The following is a 25,133-nucleotide window of genomic DNA, read 5'->3' on the forward strand; positions in this document are numbered from 1 at the left end:
GTTAAAGAGAGGCGAATTAATGTAGCAGTTTTTGATAAAAGAGCTGAAAGGATATTATACAAAGTGAGGTGCAATATATATTGAAAAGAAAAAGGTTTATAAAGAAAATTCTCTTTATAGTCGTAATTATTCTTATATTTAATATAAGTGAATATCCTGTAAAATCAGTTTTAAAAATTGATTCAAATAAAAATATTTCTATATTAGTAGACATTAGTGAAGAGAGGCTTTATTTGATAGATACAAAGAAAAATATAATTTTAAAAAAATATAATATAGCTAGTGGTAAGGCAGAAACACCTTCTCCAGTAGGTACATGGAAAATTACTAGTATGGGAAAATGGAGTGGGAGTTTTGGCACAAGGTGGATTGGATTAAATGTACCTTGGGGAATATTCGGAATTCATGGGACAAATAGACCCGGTTCAATTGGAAATGAAGCTTCCCATGGATGCATTAGAATGCAAAATAAAGATGTGGAGGAGTTATATGAGTATGTAAATCTAGGAATGATAGTATGCATATATGCTGGAGCATATGGCCCTTTTGAGAAAGGATTAGTAACTCTAAAACCTGGAGATAGAGGGGCAGATGTTTTAGAGGTGCAAAGAAAAATGAAAGAAAAAGGTTATTATCCTGGAAATTTAGACGGCATATATGGAGAGGGGATGAAGCAGTATGTGATAAAATTTAGAAAAGATAATAAACTTACAATTAGTCATAATATAGACTCCGAATTTTATGAAAAACTCGGAATAAAATTAGCAGATTAAAATGATTTGTATAAAAGTTCGTCGCTTATTTCGCAGGACAGCTCGTCCGCAAAAATCATAAATCTGTGGGACGCATATTCGTCCTCATATGGCAATAAATCTATCATGGTATCAATGTCGATGATTTCCTCGCGCTGGGCGGGGATGCCGCCCTTACACCGCAGGTATTTATCGGTGTTATCCTGTACCGGTTTGCAGTAACTGTCGAACATCTGGCAGAGCCGCTTTTCTCTGTCTGTGGGAGCTGACACGGTCGTTACCTCCTTTCCGACGCTCGACCTCCTGTGCTTTTCCCCTTTCATCTATTTAGATTGCAAAGGGTACGGGAAATCGGAAAGGGTATGAGAAAAAATTTTTTCGTCTATAACGCAAAAAATTTACGGCAGCTTTTTGATTCAAAGCGGCCGTAAATCCTAAAGCTACTCATTTCAGAAGATATGTCAAGCGAAGCAATGATGCGTGTTATTGTTATTCATAATATCTTACATTTGCCATACGTCTTTGCCAGGTCTTTGACTTGTAAAATAGCCATTATTTACCTTCTCCATTATTTTTTTTTATAAAAAACAAGCTAAATTTATCCGACATAGTTGAGCGCCCCTAAAACCACCCGTTCCAACCTCGCTCCCAATCGGCCTAAAATCTCGGTTGAGACTGTTCCTGCTTGCTCTGAAATTTCACAGGCGGTTACCTCGGCTTTGCCGGACTTGCAATAATAACCGCAATATCGCCCTGCCTTATACCTTCGATACCCGTAATATCAACCATCATTTGATCCATACAGATACGGCCAACAACAGGCGCTTTCTGCCCATTAATCAGAACATGACCGATACCGCAGGAAAGGCATCGCAGGATATCGTCAGCGTATCCGATCGTCAGAACCGCAATTCTCATGTTATGAGGCGCTGTAAACGCAAGCCCATAGCCCACCGCTTCACCGGCAAAGAGGGTCTTTACCGCGCTAATCCTCGCTTTTATAGATACAAGTGCTTTTATTGTATCTAATGTTGCGATATGTGGCGATGTTAAAACTGATAGAAATACAAGGGTCATGTATGGAGTTATAGTAATTGCTAAGGATGGTACTATAGAAATAGATGATAATTGTGTAGTATCAGAGAATGCTATTTTAAGGAGCACAGTTAAACATTCGTTGAATATTGGTAATTTTGTGACTTTGGAGAAAGACTAACTATTAAAAGTCAAGTGTTAAATTGATATTTTTGAATAAAATGCAAAAATGCATTTTAAGTAAATCAGTACATTGAAAACTGCATGGCAAGTAGAGCATCTATACAGGTGCTCAAAAAATGAGTATTTAGAGTAAAGTATTAAGCTGTTTTGATATAGAGCTGCTTAGTCTTTTCTAAGTGATAGATTACCCTTACAAGTTTTTTTACAGCATGTGATATGGCAACATTATAATGTTTGCCTTCTGAGCGTTTCTTTTCAAGATAAATAGCGAAAACAGAATCCCAGTGGCAGACATATTTTGTAGCATTATAAAGTGCATACCGTAGGTATTTAGAACCTCGTTTTTCCATGTGGGAATGTGAAGAATCTAATTGTCCTGATTGATATATAGAAGGCGAGAATCCAGCATAAGCAAGTATTTTATCAGAAGAATTAAATCTGCTGAAATCACCGATTTCAGCAATAATCATAGCACCCATACGATAGTTGATGCCAGGAATACTTAGGATTGGTGAGTTAATTTTGTCCATGATGGTTTTAATTTGAGATTCTATTTCATCAATTTCAGAATTAAGTTCATGAATTAATTTAATAGTATGTTTTAATTCTAGAGATTTAGCAGGCATAATAGAACCAATAGAGTTTTTTGCAGCTTCTCGAAAAGATACAGCAGTATTCTTACTATATCTACCTTTGGAAGATTTCTCTAGCAGATTAGTAAGTTTGGTCAAATGAACATTAGCGATCAGATAAGCTCCCGGATATTGAATTAAGAGGTTATAAACAGAAACCATATGAAGTGAAGGTAAAAGTTTTTCGAGTTCTGGGAAAAGTATATTTACCAGACGTGAAATAGAGGTTTTAAGTTTTGCACGCTCTTTAACTTTGTCAAAACGATAACGGGTTAGTAACTTCAATTCTTCATTGTGATAAGAGGCGTTTGAGTAGGACTTAAGGTTTACATCAGACATTAACATCATAGCAATGGTGTGGGCATCAACTTTATCCGTTTTCGTCTTTCTAAGGCTTAGACTTTTTCTGTAAAGATTAGTATGTAACGGATTGATAACAAAGGTGAGCAGACCTTTATCGAGGAGAAATCCCAGAATATTATAGCTGTAGTGTCCAGTAGCTTCGAGCCCTACTTTCACTTTAGTTAAGTCATCTGTGACAGATTCAATTCTTTGATAAAGATTGTCAAATCCTTCTTTATTGTTTGGAATAGTAAATACTTCGAATAGTACTTTTCCATCTGAGTTAGTAATAAAGTAGTCATGGTTATCCTTGGCAACATCAATTCCCACGTATATCATAAGTAATACTCCTTTAAATATATTTGATACTGTTTTAGAACCACGGGTTCTCTCTGTGATTGTAACCTCGTTCTAAATAAACCGTCATGCGGTATCTAACTGATTAACAAATTTACAAAGAGACTGTGGTTAGAGCCTTTCTATAACCATCAAGTGGTAGAATGATTAAACTAATCCACAGTATCTTAAAATAGTATAGCAAATGTCCTTGGAGAGGGACATAAATAACTACTACTTTATAATACGAGTATTCCTGTAATAAAGAGTTTTAGACTTTGAATGAAATAAAAAAACCTGATATAAATATATTGTGTCACTTGCAAGAAGACAACAACAATCTATATCAGGAGGAAAACAATATGAATAATCGAATTATAGTTCCTAACACATTAATATTAGGGATAGACATAGCAAAGGAAAATCACTATGGTCAATTTGTAGTAAATGGTGAATATATAAAAAAGCCGTTCCTTATAAAGAATACCAGAGAATCTTTCGAATGTCTATTAGATTCAATCAGACAATTAAAGGCGAAATATAACTTAGATTATGTATTAGTAGGAATGGAGCCAACAGGTCACTATTGGAAGAATCTTGCTTACTACTTAAAAAGTCAAGGGATAGAGCTATGCTTGGTCAATCCATATCATGTTAATAAAATTAAGGAGCTTGAAGATAATAGTCCAACTAAGAATGACAAAAAAGATGCCAAGATTATTTCTAAACTTATATATCAAGGTCAATACCTAAACTGCATGTTTGAGGAAGAACTCTACGTAAATCTTCGATTATGCAGCAACAATAGGCAAGAGCTAAAAAAACAGTTTATCTCAGAAAAAGTAAGACTAATAGCGCTATTAGATGAATACTTTCCAGAATTTAAAAAGATGTTTTCAGATATCTTAGGAAAGTCCGCTTTATGTATACTGAAAACATGTCCTTTCCCACAAGATATAGTGAATATAGGAGTTTCTGAGCTTACTCAAAAGCTTCTAGATGCTACACATAATCGTGTTGGATTTAAGAAAGCAGAGCTGGTTTTTAATGCAGCTAAAACTTCAATAGGAGTGCCTGTAGGGCTTGAAGGGGCCAGATATAGATTAAGGCTTATTTTAAGGCAATTAGAAGCTTTACAAAAGGAACTAGATGATGTGGAAAAGCTCATGGAAGAATATCTTTTGCAGACAGGTTATTCAGAATATTTACTTAGCATAAAAGGTGTAGGCATAGTAACAGCTGCGGGTTTTCTAGCTGAAATTGGAGACATATCAAAATATGACAGCTATAAGCAAATACAGAAAGTGGCAGGACTTAACTTGAAAGAAACCAGCTCTGGCATGAAAAAAGGTAAAACTAAAATTAGTAAAAGAGGTCGTTCAAATTTAAGAAATATTCTATATCAGGCAGCAACTGTTATGGTAGCTAAGAATGCTGCATTTAAAGAAATATATACCCATTTAACGAAAAGACAGGAAAATCAATTAACCGGAAAACAAGCAATAGTTGCACTAAGTGTAAGACTTATAAAAGTTATGTACACTTTATGCAAGAAAAAAACAACATATACACATGACAAAGTTCATGGGTTGACAAGTTATCAACAAGCAGCTTAATTTAATATATGCATAGGTATATTGAAATTTATAGTTCTTTGAAAAGAGTAAGGTAAAGCGCGTTCAAACCCCCATAAGGGCTTAATTGACCCAGTATACGAGGATTAATGCTAGCACCTGCTCTAAAATGCAGAACGAAGGAATGTAGAGACATAGATATGTACTCCGTGAGACATGGTAGGGTAAGCATTAGAGCTATATAGGTGTGTTTCCTTCAAAATATTGGAATATCACTTACACTCTTATGCACACGTTCAACCTTCTCCATCCAGTATTACCTATATATTCAATATACTCACATATTTAAATTTAACCACTTGTTTATAAATAATGAAATTCTATGAAAATAGAAGTAAATAAAAGATAAATTAAAATTTATTGAGGTAGGAATGATTATAAAAATGAATAAGTCAAAAATAGAAAAAGTAAATTTTTATAGCGATATACTTGGTAAAGAGATGTCAATGTTGGTATATTTACCTGAATGCTATAATAGTTCAACTCCTATGCCTGTATTATACTTTCTACATGGGAGAAGTGGGAATGAAAATATAATGTTTGAAATGGATATAAACACCAAAGCTGATGGAATGATAAAAGATGAGGGAATTAAACCTATGATAATTGCATGTCCAAGAATTGAAAACAGCCGAGGATTGAATTCATCCTTAATCTGTAAAGAGGTGTCTGAACTTGGAGATAATAATAGAATCATAAATGTAGGAATGTATGAAGATTACTTTATAAAAGAGATAATACTTTTAACAGATAAAACTTTTAATACTATAAAAGATAGGAAAGGAAGGTATATAGGAGGGGCATCTGCCGGTGGTTATGCAGCTCTTCACAATGCATTTCGGCATCAGAATATGTTTTTAAAGGTAGGAGGGCATATGCCTGCTTTAGAACTTCAACTTGAAGATGAAGACAAACCATATTTCAAAAATATGGATATATGGCAAAAATATGATCCAATACATATTGCAAGAAACAATAATATTTCTTCTGATATTGATATATCTTGATGCTGGAGATAAGGATGAAGGGAGATTTTATGAAGGCTGTTCAATTTTACATAAAATATTGGAAGAAAAAGGTGTAAATTCTCAAAATCATATATTCCCGGGTAATCACAGTGCTGAATATATACAGTCAAATATTGAAAAATATCTAAAATTTTATGGAGGTTAATATATTATGAACAGACCTTGTGTATTTATACAGACAAAACTGATAATTAATAACTATTAAAGAAAGGAAGTCAGAAAAAGTGAATAATCCAGCTAAAGATTTGTTAGATGATAACAGAGTTAAAATATCAAAGCATATTGCTATAATTTGTGATGGAAATGGTAGATGGGCTAAAAAGAAAGGCTTGCCTCGAACTTTTGGCCAGATTTTAAATACGATCATTTGAAAAACGCAATTAAATACTACAATGAAATAGACTTGTAAATTTCTTAAACTTATGTATTTAATAAAAATTATGGTTTTAAGTAGAGACGGAACAGCTATTAAATAACCTGAGTTCGAAAATAAAAAAAGTATTTATAGATATAAAAAATCCCATCAAAATGTTTTATTATATAAATACAGAGAAAAAACAAAACAAAAGGATGGGATTTTATGCAAAATTTATTATTTGAAGTATTTTACGATGTTGATAACTATTGTATAGCTTTTGAAGAATACTGCCGGAGCCATTTTATAGAGGAAAACAACTGTAGTCATTTTTCAATAATAAAAAGTAGAAACTTATCGCTTAGTGAAGTCATGACAATAATCATATACTTTCACTTATCAGCCTACAGAAATTTCAAAGCCTATTATATAAAGTATGTATCAACTGTTCTAAGACCCTATTTCCCTGAGCTTGTAAGCTATAACAGGTTTGTAGAACTAATGCAGGAAACATTGCTTCCACTACTATTATACATGAGAAAATTTAGAATTGGCAAGTGTACAGGAATTTCTTTCATTGATTCCACCACTTTAGATGTATGCCATAACAGGAGAATCCATTCCCACAAGGTTTTCAAGGGAATTGCAGAAAGGGGAAAGAGTTCAACAGGATGATTTTATGGCTTCAAACTTCATCTTGTCATAAATGACAAGGGTGAAATTCTTTCTTTCTATCTGACACCTGGGAATGTGGATGACAGGAATATAGAGGTTATAGAACAACTCTCAAAAGAACTCTACGGAAAATTATTTGGGGACAAAGGTTATTTGTCCAAGAAAATATCAGATATACTGTATTCCAAGGGGGTACAGCTCATAACAAAACTAAAAAGGAATATGAAAAACAAGTTAATGTGTATGGAAGACAAAATTATTCTTAGGAAAAGAGCTGTTATAGAGAACGTAAACGATCATTTGAAGAATGTATGTCAAATAGAGCATAGCCGTCATAGAAGCCTTACCAACTTTATGGTAAATATAGTTTCTGGACTAGCAGCATATAGTTTTCTTCCTAAAAAACCTTCCTTGAAATTGGACAAACATCTTCATTTAGCTTAATCACAATATTGCTTTAAATGTGAATAAATGTTAAATAATTTCTTCATTTGTAGTTAAATTATTTTTTGCATTTTCTATATCTATATTTATACAAAATTGTAGTTTATTTTTTCGAACTCAGGTTAAATAGTATTTATAGAAGCAATACGCCCCGTATCTTCAATTATAAGTATAAGCAAATGTGAAAAAGCACAGCTAAAATTTGAGGAGGGTACCTCTTATCACACACGCTTTAAGAACATAATAAAAGCGATGTATATTTCAAAATCATTAATAACAAATGAAATCAGTAAAAGAGGTTAATTTTCAGAACAATACTTATGTTACAAGTGTTAGAAACTACGAACTAACGATTATTTATATAATGTTAGGTAAAAAGGAATTTGAAAGTGAGAAAATGTTTTTAGGATAATTCGTCAGGAACCTTCTTATATTTCACTAGAGTAGATGAAAGCCGGGTTTTCAACATGAAACTTTTCTTAAAAGGCGGCCTTTGTGGAATTAGGTCGCTTTTATAGGATTATCATAAATGCAACTAATAGAGTGTAGAGTAAAGTTGATTCTTATTAGAAGAAGTAAATAAAAGCATGTACTCTATATAGAGTTCTGTAGATTTATTTGCAACTGAAAATGTATTTGTCATCATGAGAAAAGGTATCAATAATGTAGTATGAAACGACATACTGGATTACTTAATAAAACAATCCTTTTTTCAATAGTACTTATGCCAGCTATGTAGTGATTATTTAACTTTTATTTCTATTTTTGTTAGATATGTTAAAATAAGAACCCTAGTGGTTCTAATAAATAGTTATAAGATATTGCTAGTTTACGAAAGTTATAATTGTCAGAAGGATGAGAATCATTACATTAGGTGTTCTAATCTCTAATTTGATCTTTGATTCTCATGGAGGATATTATGAATATAAACAACTTATTTTTTCATCTTCACTACTGCAATTGTAGGCAGCCAGGTGGAGTATTAAAATATTCAAGTAAAATTAATAGAACATTGCAGCATTATGAACTTTTTTTAGTTACCGGGGGTAAGGGACATATTAGTGTTCCACATAAAAGCTATCAGCTTAAGGAAGGCACTTTGTTATATCTTTGTCCAAATGTTCAATACTCCATAGATATAGATTCTGTGGAGCCTATTTGCTTTTTTTCAGTACATTTCAGTTATGCAATTGTGGGCTTTGATAATGATAAATGGGATATTACAGATGAAGTTGATACTTTGCCATTAGATCTTGTGCAAAGTTTAAAAGACTATTATCTGGTTAATAATATTTCTAGAAAGTTAGTGGAAAATTGGATGGCAAAACTACCGAATTATGAGTTCACAGCGAAAACTTTATTTCAGGAATTATTATTTGAGATCTTTCAAAATATAAAAAATAATAACAATAATTATTCAGCCTCCTTAAAGGTTGATAAAGTAATTGAGTATATGCTCCATAATATAAATAATAAAATTACTTTGACGGAATTATCTGAAATGGTGTGCTTGTCTCCTGCATATTTATCCAGAGTTTTTAAAGAAACTACCGGATATTCTGTGATAGAGTTTTTTAATAAGATAAAAGTTGATAAAGCCAAAGAGCTAATTATAGATGGTGATAAAAAAATAAAAGAAGTAGCTAAAATACTTGGCTTCACTGATGAATTTTACTTTAGCAGGAGTTTTGAAAAAATTGAGGGCATAAGTCCCTTAGAATTTTATCACAAAAATGTCCATGGATATTAAAATCCTGCATGGAACAAAGGCATTTTCATGATTATAATTAGGACATAATTATATATCATGGAGGTAAAAGTATGAATGAGGGTATGGAAAAGAAATTTAATAGTATGTTGGTTTGGAATGTTTGTATCGAGCATTGGAATGAGTCAGATTGCTCCTGTATTACCGCTTTATATAAAACATCTTGGAATTACTAACTCAGCTACAATTGCACAGTTATCTCAGCTTCGGGACTCGCAAATATAATTGCTGCTCCGAGACTTGGGAAACTATCAGATAGAATTGGAGTACAGAAAGTTATGCTCATAGCCCTTATTGTGGCAGGATTAGATTTCATACCACAAGCTTTTGTAAGAAACTCTCGGAAGTTAATGGGGCTTCGATTTATATTAGGGTTAACCAGTGCATGGCTTATACCTTCTGTAAATATACTTATTAAGAAAATTACACCAAGTGAAATCACAGGTAAGGTTATTGGTCTTAACATGTCGGCAAGTTATTTAGGCATATTTGGAGGCTGTGTTTTAGGTGGACAAGTAGCAGCCTGGTTTGGCATCAGATATATATTTTTTATTACAAGTGCATTATTACTGGTAAATGCTATGCTAGTTTATTTTAAGATTTATAAGGTAATGAACACTAGATAGGATAAGGAGGATAATTTAAATGAAGATTAAATGGTATGGTCAATCATGTTTTATGATAACATCTAAAAATGGAACTAAAATATTAACAGATCCTTATAAAAAAATGTTGGGGTATAAATTGCCTGAAATTGAAGCAAATATAGTATCTACAAGTCATAATCATGGTGATCATAATAATATAAAGGCAGTCAAAGGCAATTTTATGCATATAAATGAGATAGGTGGATTTTCGAAAGATGGGATTGAGATAAAGGGTGTACAGACATTTCATGATAAAGTTTCAGGAGCTAAGAGAGGCAAAAATACCATATATAACTTTAAAGTTGACGGAATAAATGTTTGTCATTGTGGGGATCTTGGACATACTCTGGATTCTAATCTCGTGAAAGAAATAGGCAATGTAGACATACTACTACTTCCTGTTGGTGGGAGGGCTACAACAGATGCTATTGATGCAGTTAATGTAATGAAGCAGTTAAACCCTATAGTGGTTATACCTATGCACTACAGAACGAAAGCATTAGGGATATTTGGATTCTTGTTTGCCAAGGTTGATAAATTTATATCAGCTTCAGAGCTGAAAGTAAAGGAGCATGATGTACTGGAATTAAACCAAGGGAATATTAATGATTATTCTGGGATTGTTGTTCTTAAATATGATTAATATTCGGTGCATCTTATTAAAAGGCGTATTAGAGTTATATAGTTTTTACATCTATGCTAGTTAATGTTTATTATTAATTTGCTCTCGATTGCAGGATGTTTCAAATTTAAAGAAGGAATGTGTGCAGAGTGTAATGCAATTGCAAATATAATAACCCATGGAGAAAGTAAAATTGATAAAAGTGGTTGCTATTGTACAAGATGGAAGCGCACGTTCGCTTTGTGGAGCGTGTAGAGAATATATGATGCAGTTAGATAAAGATAGTTCTGAAATAGAAATATTAATAGATTATAAGACCAGAAAAACTGTTAGATTAAAATATTTAATTCCTATAAATTCACTACAATGTGTACAATCAGGTATAATAAGGCTATACAAATGATTATGGAGATTCTATTATACCAACTGTAGAGCCAGTAAAAAAAGATATGGAGCTTTAGGAACAGAAGGATAGAAAGAAATATATATGTAATCTATGTAAAGTATTTGTAATTCTACACTTATGTGATATATAATTAAACAAGTGAACAATTGTAACTAATAACCCATTAAGATTAAGGGGGAAACCATGCAATTTAAGAAAATACATATTATTGGCGGACCAGGAAGTGGAAAGTCATATATGGCAAAGTTAACTTTTAAAGAAGCATGTAATATTATAAACAGTAATAAAATAGAGAGGATACTTTGCGTAGAAGATTCTAAGGAAGAAGATTGGGGGAGACCCAAAAGTAAAGGGGTAGTAGAATCAAGAATTGCGCTTTTTGAATGTGAACGTGATGTTGGTGTAAAGTCTATTGCTCCAATGGTTGTGATAACGGAAGATGGAGTTTTGGAGATTAGTTCTAAGAATAAAGAATTGATTTTTAATTTTAATAACGGTATGAAATATAGAATTGTTCTTTCTTAATTATACAGGTTCGGTTATAGCCTTTAATATGGCTGCCAATGCGGGAAACCGCAAATAAAAATTAATATCATGTGTATGTCAAAGGCACTTAGTTAAATCTAGGTGTCTTTTGATATGTGTAAATATTTATTTAACCTGTACAAAATAATACCATAACAATTGATGGATATAATACATAACGAAGTATACATACTATCCTCTGGGCATTGAGGATACATAAGGCTGTGTCCATGGTTGCAGGGCACATTAAATATAGATGCAACCGCAACACTAAATCCAATAAATAAACTCTTTACACACAACGCAGGCATCCTTTATTCAGGATGTCTACTTTTATATTATTTACAAATAGTTATTACATAGGACATTGGATTGTAACAAATACTGTGTATAATAAGTATTGTAAATGGCTTATGAATTAGTTTCCCACCATATGCATGTTTACGCTAGTGTCCTATAGTTGCAGGGCACGTTAAACTCAAATGCAACTGACAGAAGTTTATATGTTAAATTGATCTCCTTTTAGATAATGATTAACAATGTTATCAAAAGTAAGTACCCGTCACCTGGGTGCTTATTTTTTTTATTTCAAGAAGTTAATGGAATATTGTGAATAACCCGTGGATCAATAGGAAATGAGGTGGTAATAACAGTTAATAAAAATGTATAAAAAACCATAGAAATCCATTAATTATTTTATATATTTCTGGTACTCTAGTATTAGAGGTGAAAATAATGTATTCTATAGGAAAATTCGCCGAAAAATTAGGTGTTACAATACAAACATTAAGAAATTGGGATAAAAAAGGAAATTAAGTCCTATAAAGTTGGATAGTGGACATAGAAGGTATATAGAAGAACATTTATTGAAGGCTTTAAATTATAATAGGCCTAAGTTTCAGAAAATGTGGGATTTAATATTATCTAATCAAGTTGAAGGAATTATTATAGCTTATAAAGATAGATTTGCAAGATTTGGATATGACTTCTTTGAAACTATGTGTAAAAGATTTAATATGGAGATTGTTATTATGAATAAAGCAGAAGAAAAAACATATGCTTTCTTAATCTATACAAAATATAAAAAATTCCTGCTTATACCATAAACTATTAACGGGTCTTTAACTTTTTGATTTTTGTATGGTAAATATAACACATAATGCTTAATTAAAGTTGTACTGCTATGTACTGCTAGTCTATATCTCTTAAGCCCCTAAATAAACTTGGACAATTATATCTATATTTATTATAATGTAGAAAGTGATTGGAGGCAAACTATGAAAGGAAAAAGTTATACAAAAGAATTAAAAGAAGAGGTATTAAGAGAAGTGAAAGAAGTAGGAAATGTTTCACTGGTATCAAGAAGGCATGGGATCTCAAAATCAACTATATTTACGTGGATAAAGAATTCTAAGGATGAGATTAAAGTTAAGCCTGGTAGAAAAGCTTTGGTTGAGGGAGAAAAAGAACTTGAAAATGAGTTAACAGAAGTAACAAAAGAGAATGATCATCTAAAAAAATTGTTAGGAGAAAAAGATTTAGAAGTAGCAATTCTTAGAGACTTAATAAAAAAATCAAACCCTCAATTAAAGAAAAAGTAGAAATAGCTAAAAAATATATAGATCAAGGATACAATGCAGTATTTGTACTTAAAGTAGTTAAACTCGGAAGATCAACATATTACTATAATTTAAGCGTAGAAGGCAAAGAAAAGGCTAGACCTAAAGGTGGAAAGCCAAAAGGATACAGTATAAACGTAGATGGTGAGAAAGTATGCGATGATCAGATTAAGGAATTTATTTTGGAGGCCATTGATGGGGATGCTATTAACTATGGATATAGAAAAATAACTTACCATCTAAGAAAATATTATAATCTTGTGATTAATCACAAGAAGGTTTATCGGCTTTGCAAAGAGCTCAGAATACTTAAAGACCAGAGAATAATTAAAGCTAAAATAAAGAGAAATATTGCAGTTAACAGAACTATAACAGGCTCAAATCAACTATGGGAAATGGATATAAAATATGGCTACATAGAAGGTGAAGATAAGTTCTTCTACTTACTAAATTTAATTGATATCTTTGATAGGAGCATTATAGATTACCACATGGGTTTACACTGTGAGGCTAAAGATGCTACAGCACTACTGAGAAAGTGCTTAATAAGAAGAAACTTGTTTGAGGAAGGCTCTAAAAAGCCAGTAATAAGAACAGACAACGGGCCTCAGTTTATAAGTCATAAATTTGATGAATGCTGTGAAGGACTTAAAACTGAACATGAGAGAATACCAGTGAAGACGCCAAATAAAAACGCACATGTGGAATCATTTCACAGAATACTTGAGGATGAGTGTTTAAAAATTAATGAATTTCAAAGCTATGCGGAAGCATACAAAATAGTAAATGAATTTATGGAATTCTACAATAATAGGAGATTACATTCAAGTTTAAGATTTATGGCTCCACATGAATTTTATAACCTTTATTTTGGAGAAAACCTAACAAATATTCAAATAAGGGTCTAAATTTAAAAGAAATGAAGAATTTATTAGATTCTGTCCAAAACGAGGGGGTTAATCCGATATTTCCTTTATAGAATGTAAGAGTTTCCAATATACATACTGGAAAATTATACATGCGGAATGTAGGTTACACCTAACGAAGCTGAGGTTATTAAAAATATTACCGGATTTGACATTGGAGGATACAAGCATGAATTAACTGATAATGATATTAGACATATGCTGAATAGACATGGTAATCCTAATGGAGAAGCAAGAAAAGGACAAATTGCCATTACCTCTAATGACATCAAACAAATTCCAAATATAATTAATAATTATGATTATATCAAAAAGGGAAATTTAAATAGGAAAAACCAGACGATAGTTTACATGAAAGATATCAAGGGAATGGTCTATTACGTGGAAGTTATAAGTGAATCTAAGAATACATTGTCTAGTAAAACAATGTGGAAGAAGCCTTCTGTAACTGTCAATGACAGTACCAGAGGTACTTCCCTGACATTAGACGTCCAAACAACCGGGTACAGCCTGAAGTTATAAGAAGTAAATTGGCCGGAGATATACCAACTATATCCCATGAAATAGGGCACCATCTTGACAAGCTGTATAGATTAAATGCTCTAGTTAAAAGTAATTCTAAATTCAATGGAGAAATTATGAGTCTAGGAGAAGAACAAGCTAAATTACAAAAACTAGATGCTGACGGACAAAGAAGTGAGGGCATAGCTGAGCTTGCTAGAAAATATCTAACTGATGAAGATTTAAGTAATATTACGTTTGCTAATACTTTTGAAAAAAATGCTGGATAAAAACCTCTTAAAATCCATGCAAGAGTTTAAAAATAACTACTCAAATTATTTAAATGCTAGTTCAGGTAATTGAGCTTAATATTATATAAGAATTACACTCAAGTCAGAATGTGCTTTATGATGGTTCTATTAAGTGCTTTTGAAGTAATTACTGGCTTATATTACTGGAAGAAAGGAAAAGTAAATGACGGGAAAGTGTATATTTTTGTTGGAATATTTGTTTTTATCATTTTTACAAGTGTGACTATAATAACTTTGTTTTAATTATATTGTTAGATTATCTTTATTTAGAAAGAATAAAAACTTATACTGATTATATAAGTAAAAAATTATGTATTAATATATAAATGGAGGGATATTTTCAATGAATCCAGATGACGATCCTAAATATTGGAAATTAGGAGTTTTTTACTATAATCCAGATAATTCTTCGGAATTTGTTGATAAGAGAAGAGGCATAGGAGGTACTATTAATTTTGGTAGTAAACTCGGCAGACGCATATTTGCACTTCTATTTGTACCTATTGTCATAGTAATATTACTATTTATTATTATTGCATTTTTTAAATAAACAATAGATTATCAAAATAATTCACAACATTCTTAACTTGTGTCACAAGTGAAAGATTATGTGAGTTACAGTTATTTCAAGGTAGATATTGATAATCAATCAAGTAAGTGCTATAATTAATAAAATTAGTTTAGAGGGTGATATTATGCCAGAGGCTATTCTGAACAATAAAAGTAATAAGTCTGCTATAATTTGTTTAATACTATCTGTCTTGTTATTTCTTTTTGCTGGATTATTGCATACAATTTTAGGGAATGTCTTTATAGTTATTCCTATTCTTACTATTGTTTTTGCTGTCTTAAGTCTTGTAAAATCCGATAGAGATGGGCTGAGCTCAGTTGGAATATTGGGAATTATGATAGGAGCAATTTATGTAGGAATGTTTATATATCAACATTTATAGCATTTAAATTAATATTTATTAGGTATTGATAATCAACCAGTACTTATTTTTCTTAAAAGTTAGGAAAGCGTTCTACGAGTAAAAACTTATATAACATAACACATTAAGAGTTTTGGAGAAATCTAAGACTTTTTTTAATGCTAAAAAATAACTATGGGGAGGTCTGGAATGGAGAATGAAATATTTAAAATGGCAGTTAACCAGGGGATATGGGCGGCACTCTTTGTAGTGCTGCTTTTTAAGGTGAAGGAAGGTATTGCAGAAAATACAAATAATACAACTGTTGTAAAAGACAAAGCAATACAGAATACTTCTATTGCTCAAACCGAGTAAAACATTAAAATAACATGAATTTTATATATGTTTGTCACAATATACAATTATAATTATAATGTATTATACCTGTGTATAATAAATATTTGGGGTTTAGGAGCGACTAAATATAGTGGTATTAACAGGCCACTATATTTTTTATTATAGCTTATTTACATATACTGTAAAATAATGTGTTATATATTTATAAGATTAATTTCCTAAGTTTATTATTCTTTGCAATCTAAAACAACAAAAGCCCTGGTATTTTGCCATGGCTTTTGTTGATTGGAACTATTGAAACGATATTAAAGAAGTACACAATATTTTTATGAACATGAATTATTATGCCCAATTCACTATATTTAAAACAAAAGAGAGCTTTATATCTAAAATATTATATATTTATGAGGTCAACTTCCTAAATATAATTCTTTACAACTCAATATAAGCTTAATTCTTCCAAATTTACGCTCCAAATGGCATGGTTATCACTCAATCATACTATTTTTGATAGCAAGGCTTATTTTCTTAGCAATTATATTATCGTTTATTAACAAAAGATAGTGATGCTTTCTACATATGAGGTAAAATTTGTTATAGAATAAAATACATAGAAGATCTAAGTCAAACAGAATATACGGCTGAATGATAAAACAAAATATACATTTAGATAATAAATATATTTTTAAAATCATAAATATATTTTATATATGCTCAAAAATAGAGGAGGATAACATGAAGAGCTTGGATATATTTTCCTTGATTTTAGGCTATGCGGTAGTACCTAGCTTATATTATAGAGGTTTTTCGAATAAAATAATTAAAAAAGCTCCTACAAAAGATAAGGTTATTGCTTTAACCTTTGATGATGGACCTAGTCCACAATATACACCAAGACTTTTAGATGTACTTAAAAAGAATAATGTAAAATGCACGTTTTTTGTTCTTGCAGAAAATGCACAAAAGTATCCAGATATAATTAAGCGTATTGAAGATGAGGGACATTACATTGGACTTCATTCACTAAAGCATAGAAATGCAATTTTTTCATTACCGCACCAAACACGAAAAAATTTTTCTAAAGCTTTAAACATTATGGATAATTTAGGAATAAAAGTTGAATTTTTCAGACCTCCATGGGGGATATTTAATCCGTCAACAAATTATTATGCTAAAGCTAATAACTTAAAGGTTATTCTTTGGTCCATTCATGCTATGGATTGGAGCAGATGGGTAACTGAAGATTATATAAAGAACAAACTTATAAACAATATAAAATCTGGTGACATTATATTATTACACGATGGCAGAGGATCTAAAAATTCACCTATGAAAACAATAGGAGCTTTGCAAACTGTTTTACCTGTTCTCAAGAGAAAGGGATATAGATTTATTCTTGCTAAGGATTTATAAATGTAAAGTTATGATTTTAAAATATATACCATTAAAAGGCTGTATATTTTATTGAGAGTATAGAGGATATCTATTTTTAAGTATAGTAAAATCTCTTATATTCATTAGTAGTTTAGGATTATTAGTTATTATACCATCAACACCTAAATTGATTAACTTACGCATAGAAGTTTCGTTGTTAACTGTCCAAACATATATTTTTTTATTAGAATTATGGATGTTTTCAACTAAATTTTTTGTTACTAAATTTTCTTTTATACTATAAAAATTTACATCTATTGAATATAAATTAATATAAGGATTGGTTGTTATATAACTTGTATTAACATTGGGATCTAATTTTTTTATATTAGTTAGAATAGCATAATTTGAAGATTGAATAATACAGTGACTAATTAAATCATTTTCTTTAATAATATGAATAACTTTATTCGTTAAACTAATAGTGTCGCCATAAGGCTTAATATATATAATTAAATTAAGTTTTTTGCTAACAATAATTTATGTACGCTTATATAAAAATTTAATTATTTAGAGGGTGTGTAAATTGAAAATCAGAAAACATTATTCTATAGTTTGTTTGATGTTCTTAAGTATTTTTTTGATAAACAATTGTATAGGTCTTCAATATAATAATAGATTGAATGTTAAAGCAGCATCAAATACAGAGCATGATGAAAAGGTAATATATTTAACTTTTGATGATGGGCCAAGTATAATAACAGATAAAATTCTTGATATATTAAAAGCCAATAATGTAAAGGCAATATTTTTTTTAATAGGGAATCAAATTGAGGAAAACAAATCAACTGTAAAAAGAATATATGATGAAGGACATGGGATAGGGCTTCATACTTACAGTCATAAAATTAAGAAAATATATTCTAGTCAGGATGCTTTTATAAAAGAAATGAATAATACACGTGAAGAGATAAATAGTGTTATTGGAATAAGGCCTGATATAATAAGGTTTCCCCAAGGCAGCAGGAAGCATTTAAGTAAAAATATGCTTGAGAAATTGAATAAATATAACTATAGAGTATATGATTGGAACATAGTTACTTCAGATGGAATAAAGGCAAAAACTCCACCAGCAAAGCTTTTTAAGGAAGCTACAGGAGATAAAGATAAACCTAATCCTATTATATTACTTATGCATTGTGATTATATGCATAAAAATACATGTAAAGCTTTGCCTAAAATAATAAATTATTTAAAAACATAAAAAGTTGACCCAAGGTCAGCTAAAAATTTGAAAGGAGTAATAGCATTTAATAGTATGAACAAAATTTTGAAGTTGCATACAATGTATAGAAAACAATTTTAATTTAAATGCAAGGTATTCTTTAAATAAAATAAAAATTTTTATAATAAAAGCCCTGGCAGCACCAGAGCTTTTATTAATTGAGGTAACACATAATGAGTAAGATATTAGAAGGATTCTAGTTATGCATTAGTATTATAACCAATTCACCATATTTTATATTTATTTTCCAAATATCCATCCAATTACCTAGAGTATTTTTTATAGAAATGTACAAACTTTAAGTATAAGCAGTAAAGATTACTATGTAAAGGAGTGTTAACTATGACACGTAACAGTAATAATTTAGTAGTTCCACAGGCTAGAGAAGCTTTAAATAGATTTAAAATGGAGTCAGCTAGAGAGGTAGGAGTAGATCTAAAGAATGGATATAATGGAGATCTTACTTCAAGAGAAGCTGGCTCTATAGGTGGAAATATGGTTAAGAAAATGGTTGAAGCTTATGAGCAGGGCTTAAAGTAGGAATGTAATAAGAGCCTGTGCCTTGAGGGTGCAGGCTTTGGCTTTTTTATCTGGAATTACATATATTTATAGATAAGAGTGAAGTTTATATAATTATAAAAGCCTCAACTTAAAACTAAGCTGGAGCTATATTACTTTAAATATCTACATAATCTAAAAAGTGTAATTTATCCATTGTTGTAACTAATTTTATGCGTTCACCTTTTTTTATGTTTTTACTAGTTCTTTGTTTTCCACCTCTAATATTATAAGCATATGATAAGTCCACTAAATTCTTTTGAGTAATGTTATGTTTTGCAGCTATATCCTTCTGTGATCCATAATTTAAGCTAGCCTTCATATTTCTATATGATTGTAATATGATACGAGATTTTCTAAATCTTTCATCTCATTTTTAAACAATATTCGTAAAATTTATACTTATCCATTAAATCAACAGGAATTACATCTCCATAGTTTTCTAATATAAATTTTAAAAATATCTCTTTCTGACAATGTGGTTTTTTGAACTCTTCAAAATTGATTCTTTTTTTGATTATATAAGCTTTATATACACACTAAATAGAAAACATTGGTGATAAAGCTAGTATTCCATATTTTCAACATAGGAAATATTTACAACTTCTATCATTACAAAAAGTCTACGTCATTTATGATACGGTTCACCGTAACAAGTATAACGTAGACTTTTACTTATTAATCAGTTACAATCCTATAATCAACACTAACGACCAACTGAAAAATACTTGAAGCCTTTTTTTATCATAGGTTCATTATCATATATATTTCGGAAATCAAAAAAATAATCACCTTTCATATTTGATTTAATCTTATCCAGATTAAGACTTCTAAATTGATTCCATTCTGTAATAAGTATTATAGCATCTACACCCTCTGAAGCATCATATTCATCCTCACAGAATTTTATGATTTCTATGTCAAACTTATTAAAGGATTCCAATGCGCTATTCATAGCCTTGGGGTCATACACTCTGAATTGTGCCCCATGAAGAGATAGCTCTTTAATGATAGTCAACGATGGGGATTCTCTCATATCATCAGTATTATTTTTAAAGGACAAACCTAACACAGCAAATATTTTTCCATCCAGGGGCCCCATCTCCCCTTTAATCTTATTAACCATCCTCATCTTTTGTTTTTCATTTGCATTAATTGTTGCCTTTACAATTCCAAGTTCGCACTCATAAATTTCTCCAATGTTTACTAGAGCCTTAGTGTCCTTAGGAAAACAACTTCCACCATATCCCGGTCCTGTGTGAAGAAACTTGGAGCCAATCCTCCCATCCATACCCATTCCCTTGGCAACTTGCTGAATATTGGCACCGGTTTTTTCGCATAACTCTGACAATTCGTTAATGAAGGATATCTTTGTGGCAAGAAAAGCATTGGAAGCGTACTTTATTAATTCTGCTGTCTCAATATTTGCTATAATGAAAGGAGTCTCGTTTATATATAAAACTCTGTACACTTCTTTCATTATATCTATTGCATGCTGTGACTCAGCTCCTATTACAACTCTATCAGCATGAGTAAAATCTTGAATAGCTGAACCCTGTCTTAAAAATTCGGGATTGGAAACTACATCAAAATCAATACAGAGTCCTCGATTGCTCAATTCTCCTCTGATTATTTTTTTAACCGTTTGACCCGTTCCCACTGGAACTGTTGACTTATCAACAACAATCTTATACTCGTCCATGGAATGGCCTATTTGGCGTGCCACCTCGTAAACATTAGATAAATCGGCACCACCATCAACGTTTGATGGAGTTCCTACTGCAATGAATATTACATCGCTTTTTTTTATAACTTCATTAATGTCTGTTGTAAAGCCAATTCTTTTATAATATAAATTTCTAAATAGTAAATCTTCTAGCCCAGGTTCATATATTGTAGGATTTCCATTGTTTAGTCGGAGAATGATGTCTTCATTTTTATCATGGCATATTATCTGCCAGCCAAAGTCTGATAAGCAAAGGCCTGTAACAAGCCCCACATATCCAGTTCCAATTATACCTATTTTAATCATTTATCTTTCCCCTAGGCACTGATAGTACTCCTTTCTTTCAACACTTCCCTGTATATATCCATAAGTCCATCAATAATTTTATCCCAAGATCTACTTTTACCCGAATTTATACCATTAATTGTTATATATTCTCTTAGAGTCTTATTTTCTATTAGTTCTGTCATGCAGTGAGTTAATTGTTCACTATTTCTTGCCTTAAATTTAAGGCCATTTTGCTTGTGCTTTATAATTTCTTTAACTCCTCCTGCATCAGCACCAATTACAGCAAGACCCGAGGTCATAGCTTCTAAGACCACATTTCCAAAGGTTTCTGTAGAAGATGGACATACAAATATATCACTGGAAGCATATATCTCCGAAAGCTCCCTTCCTTTTTTAAATCCAGTAAAAATTGTGTCTTCAGGATATATGCCTCTACACTTTTCCATATAGGGTCCATCTCCTGTTATAATTAGAGCAACTTTATCTCTATGCTTTTCTTTTATTGTTTTATAACTCTCTCTCAGAATATCTAAATCTTTTTCAATAGATACTCTGCCCACATATAAAAATACCGTTTTATTTTCAATCCCAAGTTTCTTTCTCAAGGCATTATTTCTATAGCCTGGATTGAATCTTTGAGAGTCTATTCCTCTTGAAAATATTTCCACATTGCTTATGCCATTTTTATTTAGCAAATTTTGAGCTTCATTGGAGGGACATAAAGTTATATTATTTTGATTATGAAACCACTTCATATAATTCCAAATATGCTGTTTTAAGAAATCCAGTTTATAGTAATTAGCATATTGTGAAAAATTCGTTGTGTAATTAGAAATGGTTGGTATGTTGTATTTTTTACCATAATAAAGACCCGTGAAACCCATGTTAAATTCCGTCATCAAGTGTATGATATCCGGCTTGAAATCAGATAAGATTCTAGAAATTCTAAATAAATTTGGTATAGCCAACCTGCATTCAGGATACAGGAAAAACTTTAAACTATAAAATCTCTCTGTACGCAAATCTATACTATCATCATATTTTGGTACAAAAACCTTATATTCTACATTGTTATTTTCAAAATACCTAATCAACTTATTTAGTGTATTTGAAACTCCATTTATCTGTGGATTGAATGTATCCGAGAATAATGCAATTTTCATTATTGCTCCCTCCTGTTAAAGTGTTAGTGTAAAGTTTCTCACACTATTTTTTAAATTTTCTCTTTATATATCAAGGTTACAAAGTTTTTTGAAATAAAAAACAATGACCACCTAATTTCATGTTATAAATGATTGCTAATTATGCTATGACTGTTGCTGCAGTTATTAAATCTACCGTGTTACTGGTGGTTACGGAAGTGAAAATGGTGCCCTTTATGGTGTTTCTCTTTGGGCTGCCTATTATAACTTTCTACGTCGTCGGTGGCAATTTCAGAGCATTTATTTCTGATGCAGTCAAGAGTGGCGATTATAACAACCAATCCCCATTTTGAGAAAAATTTATAACCATATCAATTCTTATGAAAATATTTTTTAAAATTATTTTTTCCATATTTCACTTTACACTACCGTTAAATTTGTATAGGAATCCATTTCATTACAAGGTACGAATGTCATAGAATTAGTTAAGAAGAGACCTACTGACTCGCAAACCCAAGTAGCTGTGTTTACTGCATAAGAAATGTCTTTTTCCATAGATGCAATTTCAGACAAATACTTTAATCTCATGTTAAAAATAATAGATTTAATATTCTTTGTAAGATTGTTGTCTTCAATTTTTATTTCAAACTTTTCCTTTCTGGTTAATTCTAAAAATTTGAAATGAAGCTTCAATTCATATAAAAAATGATCGATAGATTTATTGAATATTTCTGTATTTAAATGATACATACAAAAGAAATCACATGTATAGTGACATATTTCACCTAATTTAATTGAAAAATCTTTAACTGACGCTCCTCCTTTCATTAAATTATTTCCACATGAACATACATAACTAAAATAATTATCAAAAGTATGTGAGACTTGATTTATCTTTAAAGATAAGTCAGGTTTTAAGTTACCATAAATAAAATACCTTTTATCCAATTTCATTTTGTTTTTTAAGTGCTCATATATTATTTTAGAAATAGCAATATGTGTAAAAAAGTTCATTATTATCAAACCTCCTAACGCTAATGCATCTACTTATAATATACGCCTCTATTATAGATATGACTTTAAGTGGAGTTAAACCTTTGTCAACTCTTTGTTAAACTTTTTTGGCCCTAAATTAATAAAGTCAGTCAATTAGCTCCTATTTTTTAGTATTCAACATAATGATTCGGTGTATTTGCTAAGTCAATTTATTGAGGAGATGGTAACAGATTTGTATTCGACTTACTCCCGTATAAGGGAGAATCAGGCAACATCACGTCAGATGCTTAAAATTGTACTTTATTCTTATATGAATCACAACTATTCATCAAGAGCAATGGAACAATCTTGTTATAGAGATGTTAACTTCATGTATCTTTTAGAAGGCTCTCCTGTATCAGATCATTCTACGTTTGCAAGATTTCACAGTCTTCATTTTTCACCATGTACAGAAACAATTATGTCTATATCAAAGAAAATACGCAGTTGTCATTTATCAAGCCGGCAAATTATGAGATATCCAAAACAAGAAAATATAAAAATGATATAAGTAAAATAGAAAATATGAGTTACAATGGATTTAGAGACTATTATATTTGTAAAAATAATAAAAAACTAGCCGTAAATAGGACCATAAAAAGGAAGAGCAAGACTGATTATGTAAGTGAAAAAACAGTTTATACATGTGAAGATTGTAGTAACTGTGAGTACAAAAGCAAATGTATAAAAGGACACAACTGCAAAACCCCATTAGAAGAAAGAACTAAAAATATTGAAACTTTAAAGCTATTGAATATGCTTCGCAGAGAAAACCTTGAAAGAATTGTAAGTGAAGAAAATCATTCATTCAGGGAAGTTTTTGTGGGTAAAACTGATAAAAATATAAATCCAAAGACTATCTGGATGATCATCCATAAGAGGTGGAATATTGAAAACTCATGTTTTTATCAGCTTAAAAGTTATTGTAATATGGAACATTGATTTAGGAATTTGACAAGCTGCTGGCCGAAAAAATACCCATAATATTCCAGAAAGAGCTGGATTACTTTGGGGAGGCTATCTGCGGAAAGGTGAATTCAGAAATTAAAAGCAGTGGTATATTAGCTTCCGCGTTTATAGAAGGAAAAGATATCGCAGATATAGTTGTTGCATAAAATACAACAACTCCATAGAAATAATTCTAGCCTAGTAGGTAATTCCTGCTAGGCTTCATTTTTTATGCCTCGATTAAGTGCATCTACAATTTAAATGCACTTCATGTTAAAGTTCGGCAAACCAGAAAAAGTAATCCTTATAATGCTTTCATGCATTTAAATACATCCCATGTTAAGGTGGGCCTATAATTAACTATTGATATTTAATTTTTCTTTTATTGCTTCCTGCAACAGCTGGGAAAAATTAATTTTATTTTCCTCCGCTTTATATTTTAGCCACTGGGGCATAGTCACATTGGTATTTACAGTTTTGTTGTTCATCTGGGCCCTTACAAGTTTCATATCAGCTATAATAGGGACAACAAAGTCACCTGTTTCAGTCTCAATTTTCTCTGGTAGCGTTGGCTGCGGTATATCGTCTTTATCATCCTCCATATTCCAGAGAAACAATTCTAACGCTTCTTTGGCCATATATAGTGCTTCATCTAAAGTATCACCTTCGCTTATGCACCCTGGCAAGTCCGGGAAATGTATTGAATATCCACCTTCCTCACAGGATTCAAACACTGCTGGAAACATATATCTATCCATTGTTTTCACT

Annotated in this window: 26 protein-coding genes and 6 pseudogenes; 23 read left to right on the forward strand and 9 right to left on the reverse strand. The window is 31.1% G+C overall.

Annotated features, from left to right (window positions below):
• Positions 1–80 precede the first annotated feature (80 nt).
• Positions 81–773, forward strand: a complete 693-nt coding sequence (locus BS101_RS03925) for a L,D-transpeptidase family protein (RefSeq protein WP_073537640.1) — start codon at positions 81–83, stop codon at positions 771–773.
• Here the strand turns inward: BS101_RS03925 and BS101_RS03930 are convergent.
• From BS101_RS03930 to BS101_RS03940, 3 genes are all read right to left on the reverse strand, one after another.
• Positions 770–1,024 (reverse strand): hypothetical protein, encoded by a 255-nt coding sequence (locus BS101_RS03930; RefSeq protein ID WP_073537641.1) that lies wholly within the window; start codon positions 1,022–1,024, stop codon positions 770–772. The genes BS101_RS03925 and BS101_RS03930 overlap by 4 nt on opposite strands.
• Positions 1,025–1,460: 436 nt before the next feature.
• Positions 1,461–1,916, reverse strand: coding sequence for an alanine racemase C-terminal domain-containing protein (locus BS101_RS03935; RefSeq protein ID WP_156876001.1), 456 nt, complete (start codon positions 1,914–1,916; stop codon positions 1,461–1,463).
• Positions 1,917–2,107: 191 nt separating this feature from the next.
• Entirely contained in the window at positions 2,108–3,283 is a 1,176-nt protein-coding gene (locus BS101_RS03940; RefSeq protein ID WP_073537643.1) for an IS110 family transposase, read from the reverse strand.
• 359 nt (positions 3,284–3,642) lie between these two features.
• Between BS101_RS03940 and BS101_RS03945 the strand changes: the two genes are divergently transcribed.
• From BS101_RS03945 to BS101_RS04030, 19 genes and pseudogenes are all read left to right on the forward strand, one after another.
• Positions 3,643–4,896 (forward strand): IS110 family transposase, encoded by a 1,254-nt coding sequence (locus BS101_RS03945; RefSeq protein WP_073537418.1) that lies wholly within the window; start codon positions 3,643–3,645, stop codon positions 4,894–4,896.
• A 401-nt stretch (positions 4,897–5,297) separates the two neighbouring features.
• Positions 5,298–6,087 (forward strand): annotated as a pseudogene (locus BS101_RS03950) (alpha/beta hydrolase).
• Between the two features lie 79 nt (positions 6,088–6,166).
• Positions 6,167–6,289 (forward strand): annotated as a pseudogene (locus BS101_RS22605) (isoprenyl transferase); the annotation flags it as partial.
• Between the two features lie 233 nt (positions 6,290–6,522).
• Positions 6,523–7,416: pseudogene (locus BS101_RS03955) on the forward strand (IS982 family transposase).
• Between the two features lie 919 nt (positions 7,417–8,335).
• Positions 8,336–9,166 carry an AraC family transcriptional regulator gene (locus BS101_RS03960; protein WP_073537644.1) on the forward strand — a complete coding sequence of 277 codons (831 nt, stop codon included), beginning with the start codon at positions 8,336–8,338 and terminating at the stop codon, positions 9,164–9,166.
• 75 nt (positions 9,167–9,241) lie between these two features.
• Positions 9,242–9,409 (forward strand): hypothetical protein, encoded by a 168-nt coding sequence (locus BS101_RS23680; protein ID WP_242951398.1) that lies wholly within the window; start codon positions 9,242–9,244, stop codon positions 9,407–9,409.
• Positions 9,385–9,810: pseudogene (locus BS101_RS22265) on the forward strand (MFS transporter); the annotation flags it as partial. The gene BS101_RS23680 and the pseudogene BS101_RS22265, both read left to right, overlap by 25 nt.
• 19 nt (positions 9,811–9,829) lie before the next feature.
• Positions 9,830–10,474: an MBL fold metallo-hydrolase gene (locus BS101_RS03970; RefSeq protein WP_073537646.1), complete on the forward strand. Its 645-nt coding sequence runs from the start codon at positions 9,830–9,832 to the stop codon at positions 10,472–10,474.
• Positions 10,475–10,588: 114 nt separating this feature from the next.
• Positions 10,589–10,856, forward strand: a pseudogene (locus BS101_RS03975) (hypothetical protein); the annotation flags it as partial.
• A 186-nt stretch (positions 10,857–11,042) separates the two neighbouring features.
• Positions 11,043–11,384 (forward strand): hypothetical protein, encoded by a 342-nt coding sequence (locus BS101_RS03980; RefSeq protein WP_242951399.1) that lies wholly within the window; start codon positions 11,043–11,045, stop codon positions 11,382–11,384.
• Between the two features lie 735 nt (positions 11,385–12,119).
• Positions 12,120–12,200 carry a MerR family DNA-binding transcriptional regulator gene (locus BS101_RS24520; protein ID WP_073537647.1) on the forward strand — a complete coding sequence of 27 codons (81 nt, stop codon included), beginning with the start codon at positions 12,120–12,122 and terminating at the stop codon, positions 12,198–12,200.
• An 11-nt stretch (positions 12,201–12,211) separates the two neighbouring features.
• Positions 12,212–12,490 (forward strand): hypothetical protein, encoded by a 279-nt coding sequence (locus tag BS101_RS03990; RefSeq protein WP_073537648.1) that lies wholly within the window; start codon positions 12,212–12,214, stop codon positions 12,488–12,490.
• Between the two features lie 171 nt (positions 12,491–12,661).
• Positions 12,662–13,911, forward strand: a protein-coding gene (locus BS101_RS22270; RefSeq protein ID WP_156876004.1) for an IS3 family transposase whose coding sequence is annotated in 2 segments (ribosomal slippage) — positions 12,662–12,950 and positions 12,950–13,911 — 1,251 coding nt in all. Because the reading frame shifts where the segments join, the coding sequence is not laid out codon by codon here.
• 147 nt (positions 13,912–14,058) lie between these two features.
• Positions 14,059–14,451 (forward strand): hypothetical protein, encoded by a 393-nt coding sequence (locus BS101_RS04005; protein WP_198039595.1) that lies wholly within the window; start codon positions 14,059–14,061, stop codon positions 14,449–14,451.
• A gap of 8 nt (positions 14,452–14,459) precedes the next feature.
• Positions 14,460–14,720, forward strand: coding sequence for a hypothetical protein (locus BS101_RS04010; RefSeq protein ID WP_073537652.1), 261 nt, complete (start codon positions 14,460–14,462; stop codon positions 14,718–14,720).
• 364 nt (positions 14,721–15,084) lie between these two features.
• Positions 15,085–15,291: a DUF5808 domain-containing protein gene (locus tag BS101_RS04015; protein WP_073537653.1), complete on the forward strand. Its 207-nt coding sequence runs from the start codon at positions 15,085–15,087 to the stop codon at positions 15,289–15,291.
• A 145-nt stretch (positions 15,292–15,436) separates the two neighbouring features.
• Positions 15,437–15,694: a hypothetical protein gene (locus BS101_RS04020; RefSeq protein ID WP_073537654.1), complete on the forward strand. Its 258-nt coding sequence runs from the start codon at positions 15,437–15,439 to the stop codon at positions 15,692–15,694.
• A gap of 168 nt (positions 15,695–15,862) precedes the next feature.
• The gene (locus BS101_RS04025; protein WP_198039564.1) at positions 15,863–16,027 is read left to right on the forward strand and encodes a BhlA/UviB family holin-like peptide; all 165 of its coding nucleotides are present in this window, start codon (positions 15,863–15,865) and stop codon (positions 16,025–16,027) included.
• A gap of 717 nt (positions 16,028–16,744) precedes the next feature.
• Entirely contained in the window at positions 16,745–17,422 is a 678-nt protein-coding gene (locus BS101_RS04030; protein ID WP_073537656.1) for a polysaccharide deacetylase family protein, read from the forward strand.
• Between the two features lie 48 nt (positions 17,423–17,470).
• Here the strand turns inward: BS101_RS04030 and BS101_RS24525 are convergent, their stop codons facing one another.
• Complete coding sequence (locus BS101_RS24525; protein ID WP_083585648.1) at positions 17,471–17,923, reverse strand: glycerophosphodiester phosphodiesterase family protein; 453 nt, start codon at positions 17,921–17,923, stop codon at positions 17,471–17,473.
• 46 nt (positions 17,924–17,969) lie between these two features.
• Here BS101_RS24525 and BS101_RS04040 point away from each other — a divergent pair, with 46 nt between their 5' ends.
• Positions 17,970–18,647, forward strand: coding sequence for a polysaccharide deacetylase family protein (locus BS101_RS04040; protein ID WP_073537657.1), 678 nt, complete (start codon positions 17,970–17,972; stop codon positions 18,645–18,647).
• A gap of 363 nt (positions 18,648–19,010) precedes the next feature.
• On the forward strand, positions 19,011–19,208 hold the full coding sequence (locus tag BS101_RS04045) for an alpha/beta-type small acid-soluble spore protein (protein ID WP_073537658.1): 198 nt from the start codon (positions 19,011–19,013) through the stop codon (positions 19,206–19,208).
• Positions 19,209–19,344: 136 nt separating this feature from the next.
• Here the strand turns inward: BS101_RS04045 and BS101_RS23220 are convergent, their stop codons facing one another.
• From BS101_RS23220 to BS101_RS04070, 4 genes are all read right to left on the reverse strand, one after another.
• Positions 19,345–19,548 (reverse strand): hypothetical protein, encoded by a 204-nt coding sequence (locus BS101_RS23220; RefSeq protein WP_073537659.1) that lies wholly within the window; start codon positions 19,546–19,548, stop codon positions 19,345–19,347.
• 384 nt (positions 19,549–19,932) lie between these two features.
• Positions 19,933–21,258 carry a UDP-glucose dehydrogenase family protein gene (locus BS101_RS04055; protein ID WP_073537660.1) on the reverse strand — a complete coding sequence of 442 codons (1,326 nt, stop codon included), beginning with the start codon at positions 21,256–21,258 and terminating at the stop codon, positions 19,933–19,935.
• Between the two features lie 11 nt (positions 21,259–21,269).
• A complete protein-coding gene (locus tag BS101_RS04060; RefSeq protein ID WP_073537661.1) occupies positions 21,270–22,403 on the reverse strand; it encodes a glycosyltransferase family 4 protein in 1,134 nt (377 codons plus the stop codon).
• Positions 22,404–22,802: 399 nt separating this feature from the next.
• Positions 22,803–23,396 carry a zinc dependent phospholipase C family protein gene (locus BS101_RS04070; RefSeq protein WP_073537662.1) on the reverse strand — a complete coding sequence of 198 codons (594 nt, stop codon included), beginning with the start codon at positions 23,394–23,396 and terminating at the stop codon, positions 22,803–22,805.
• A 148-nt stretch (positions 23,397–23,544) separates the two neighbouring features.
• Between BS101_RS04070 and BS101_RS24530 the strand changes: the two are divergent.
• Positions 23,545–24,230 (forward strand): annotated as a pseudogene (locus tag BS101_RS24530) (transposase); the annotation flags it as partial.
• A gap of 491 nt (positions 24,231–24,721) precedes the next feature.
• Here the strand turns inward: BS101_RS24530 and BS101_RS04085 are convergent.
• Positions 24,722–25,123, reverse strand: coding sequence for a type II toxin-antitoxin system HicB family antitoxin (locus tag BS101_RS04085; protein ID WP_073537664.1), 402 nt, complete (start codon positions 25,121–25,123; stop codon positions 24,722–24,724).
• Positions 25,124–25,133: the final 10 nt, after the last annotated feature.

It is taken from the genome of Clostridium kluyveri (assembly GCF_001902295.1).
Classification (GTDB): domain Bacteria; phylum Bacillota; class Clostridia; order Clostridiales; family Clostridiaceae; genus Clostridium_B; species Clostridium_B kluyveri_B.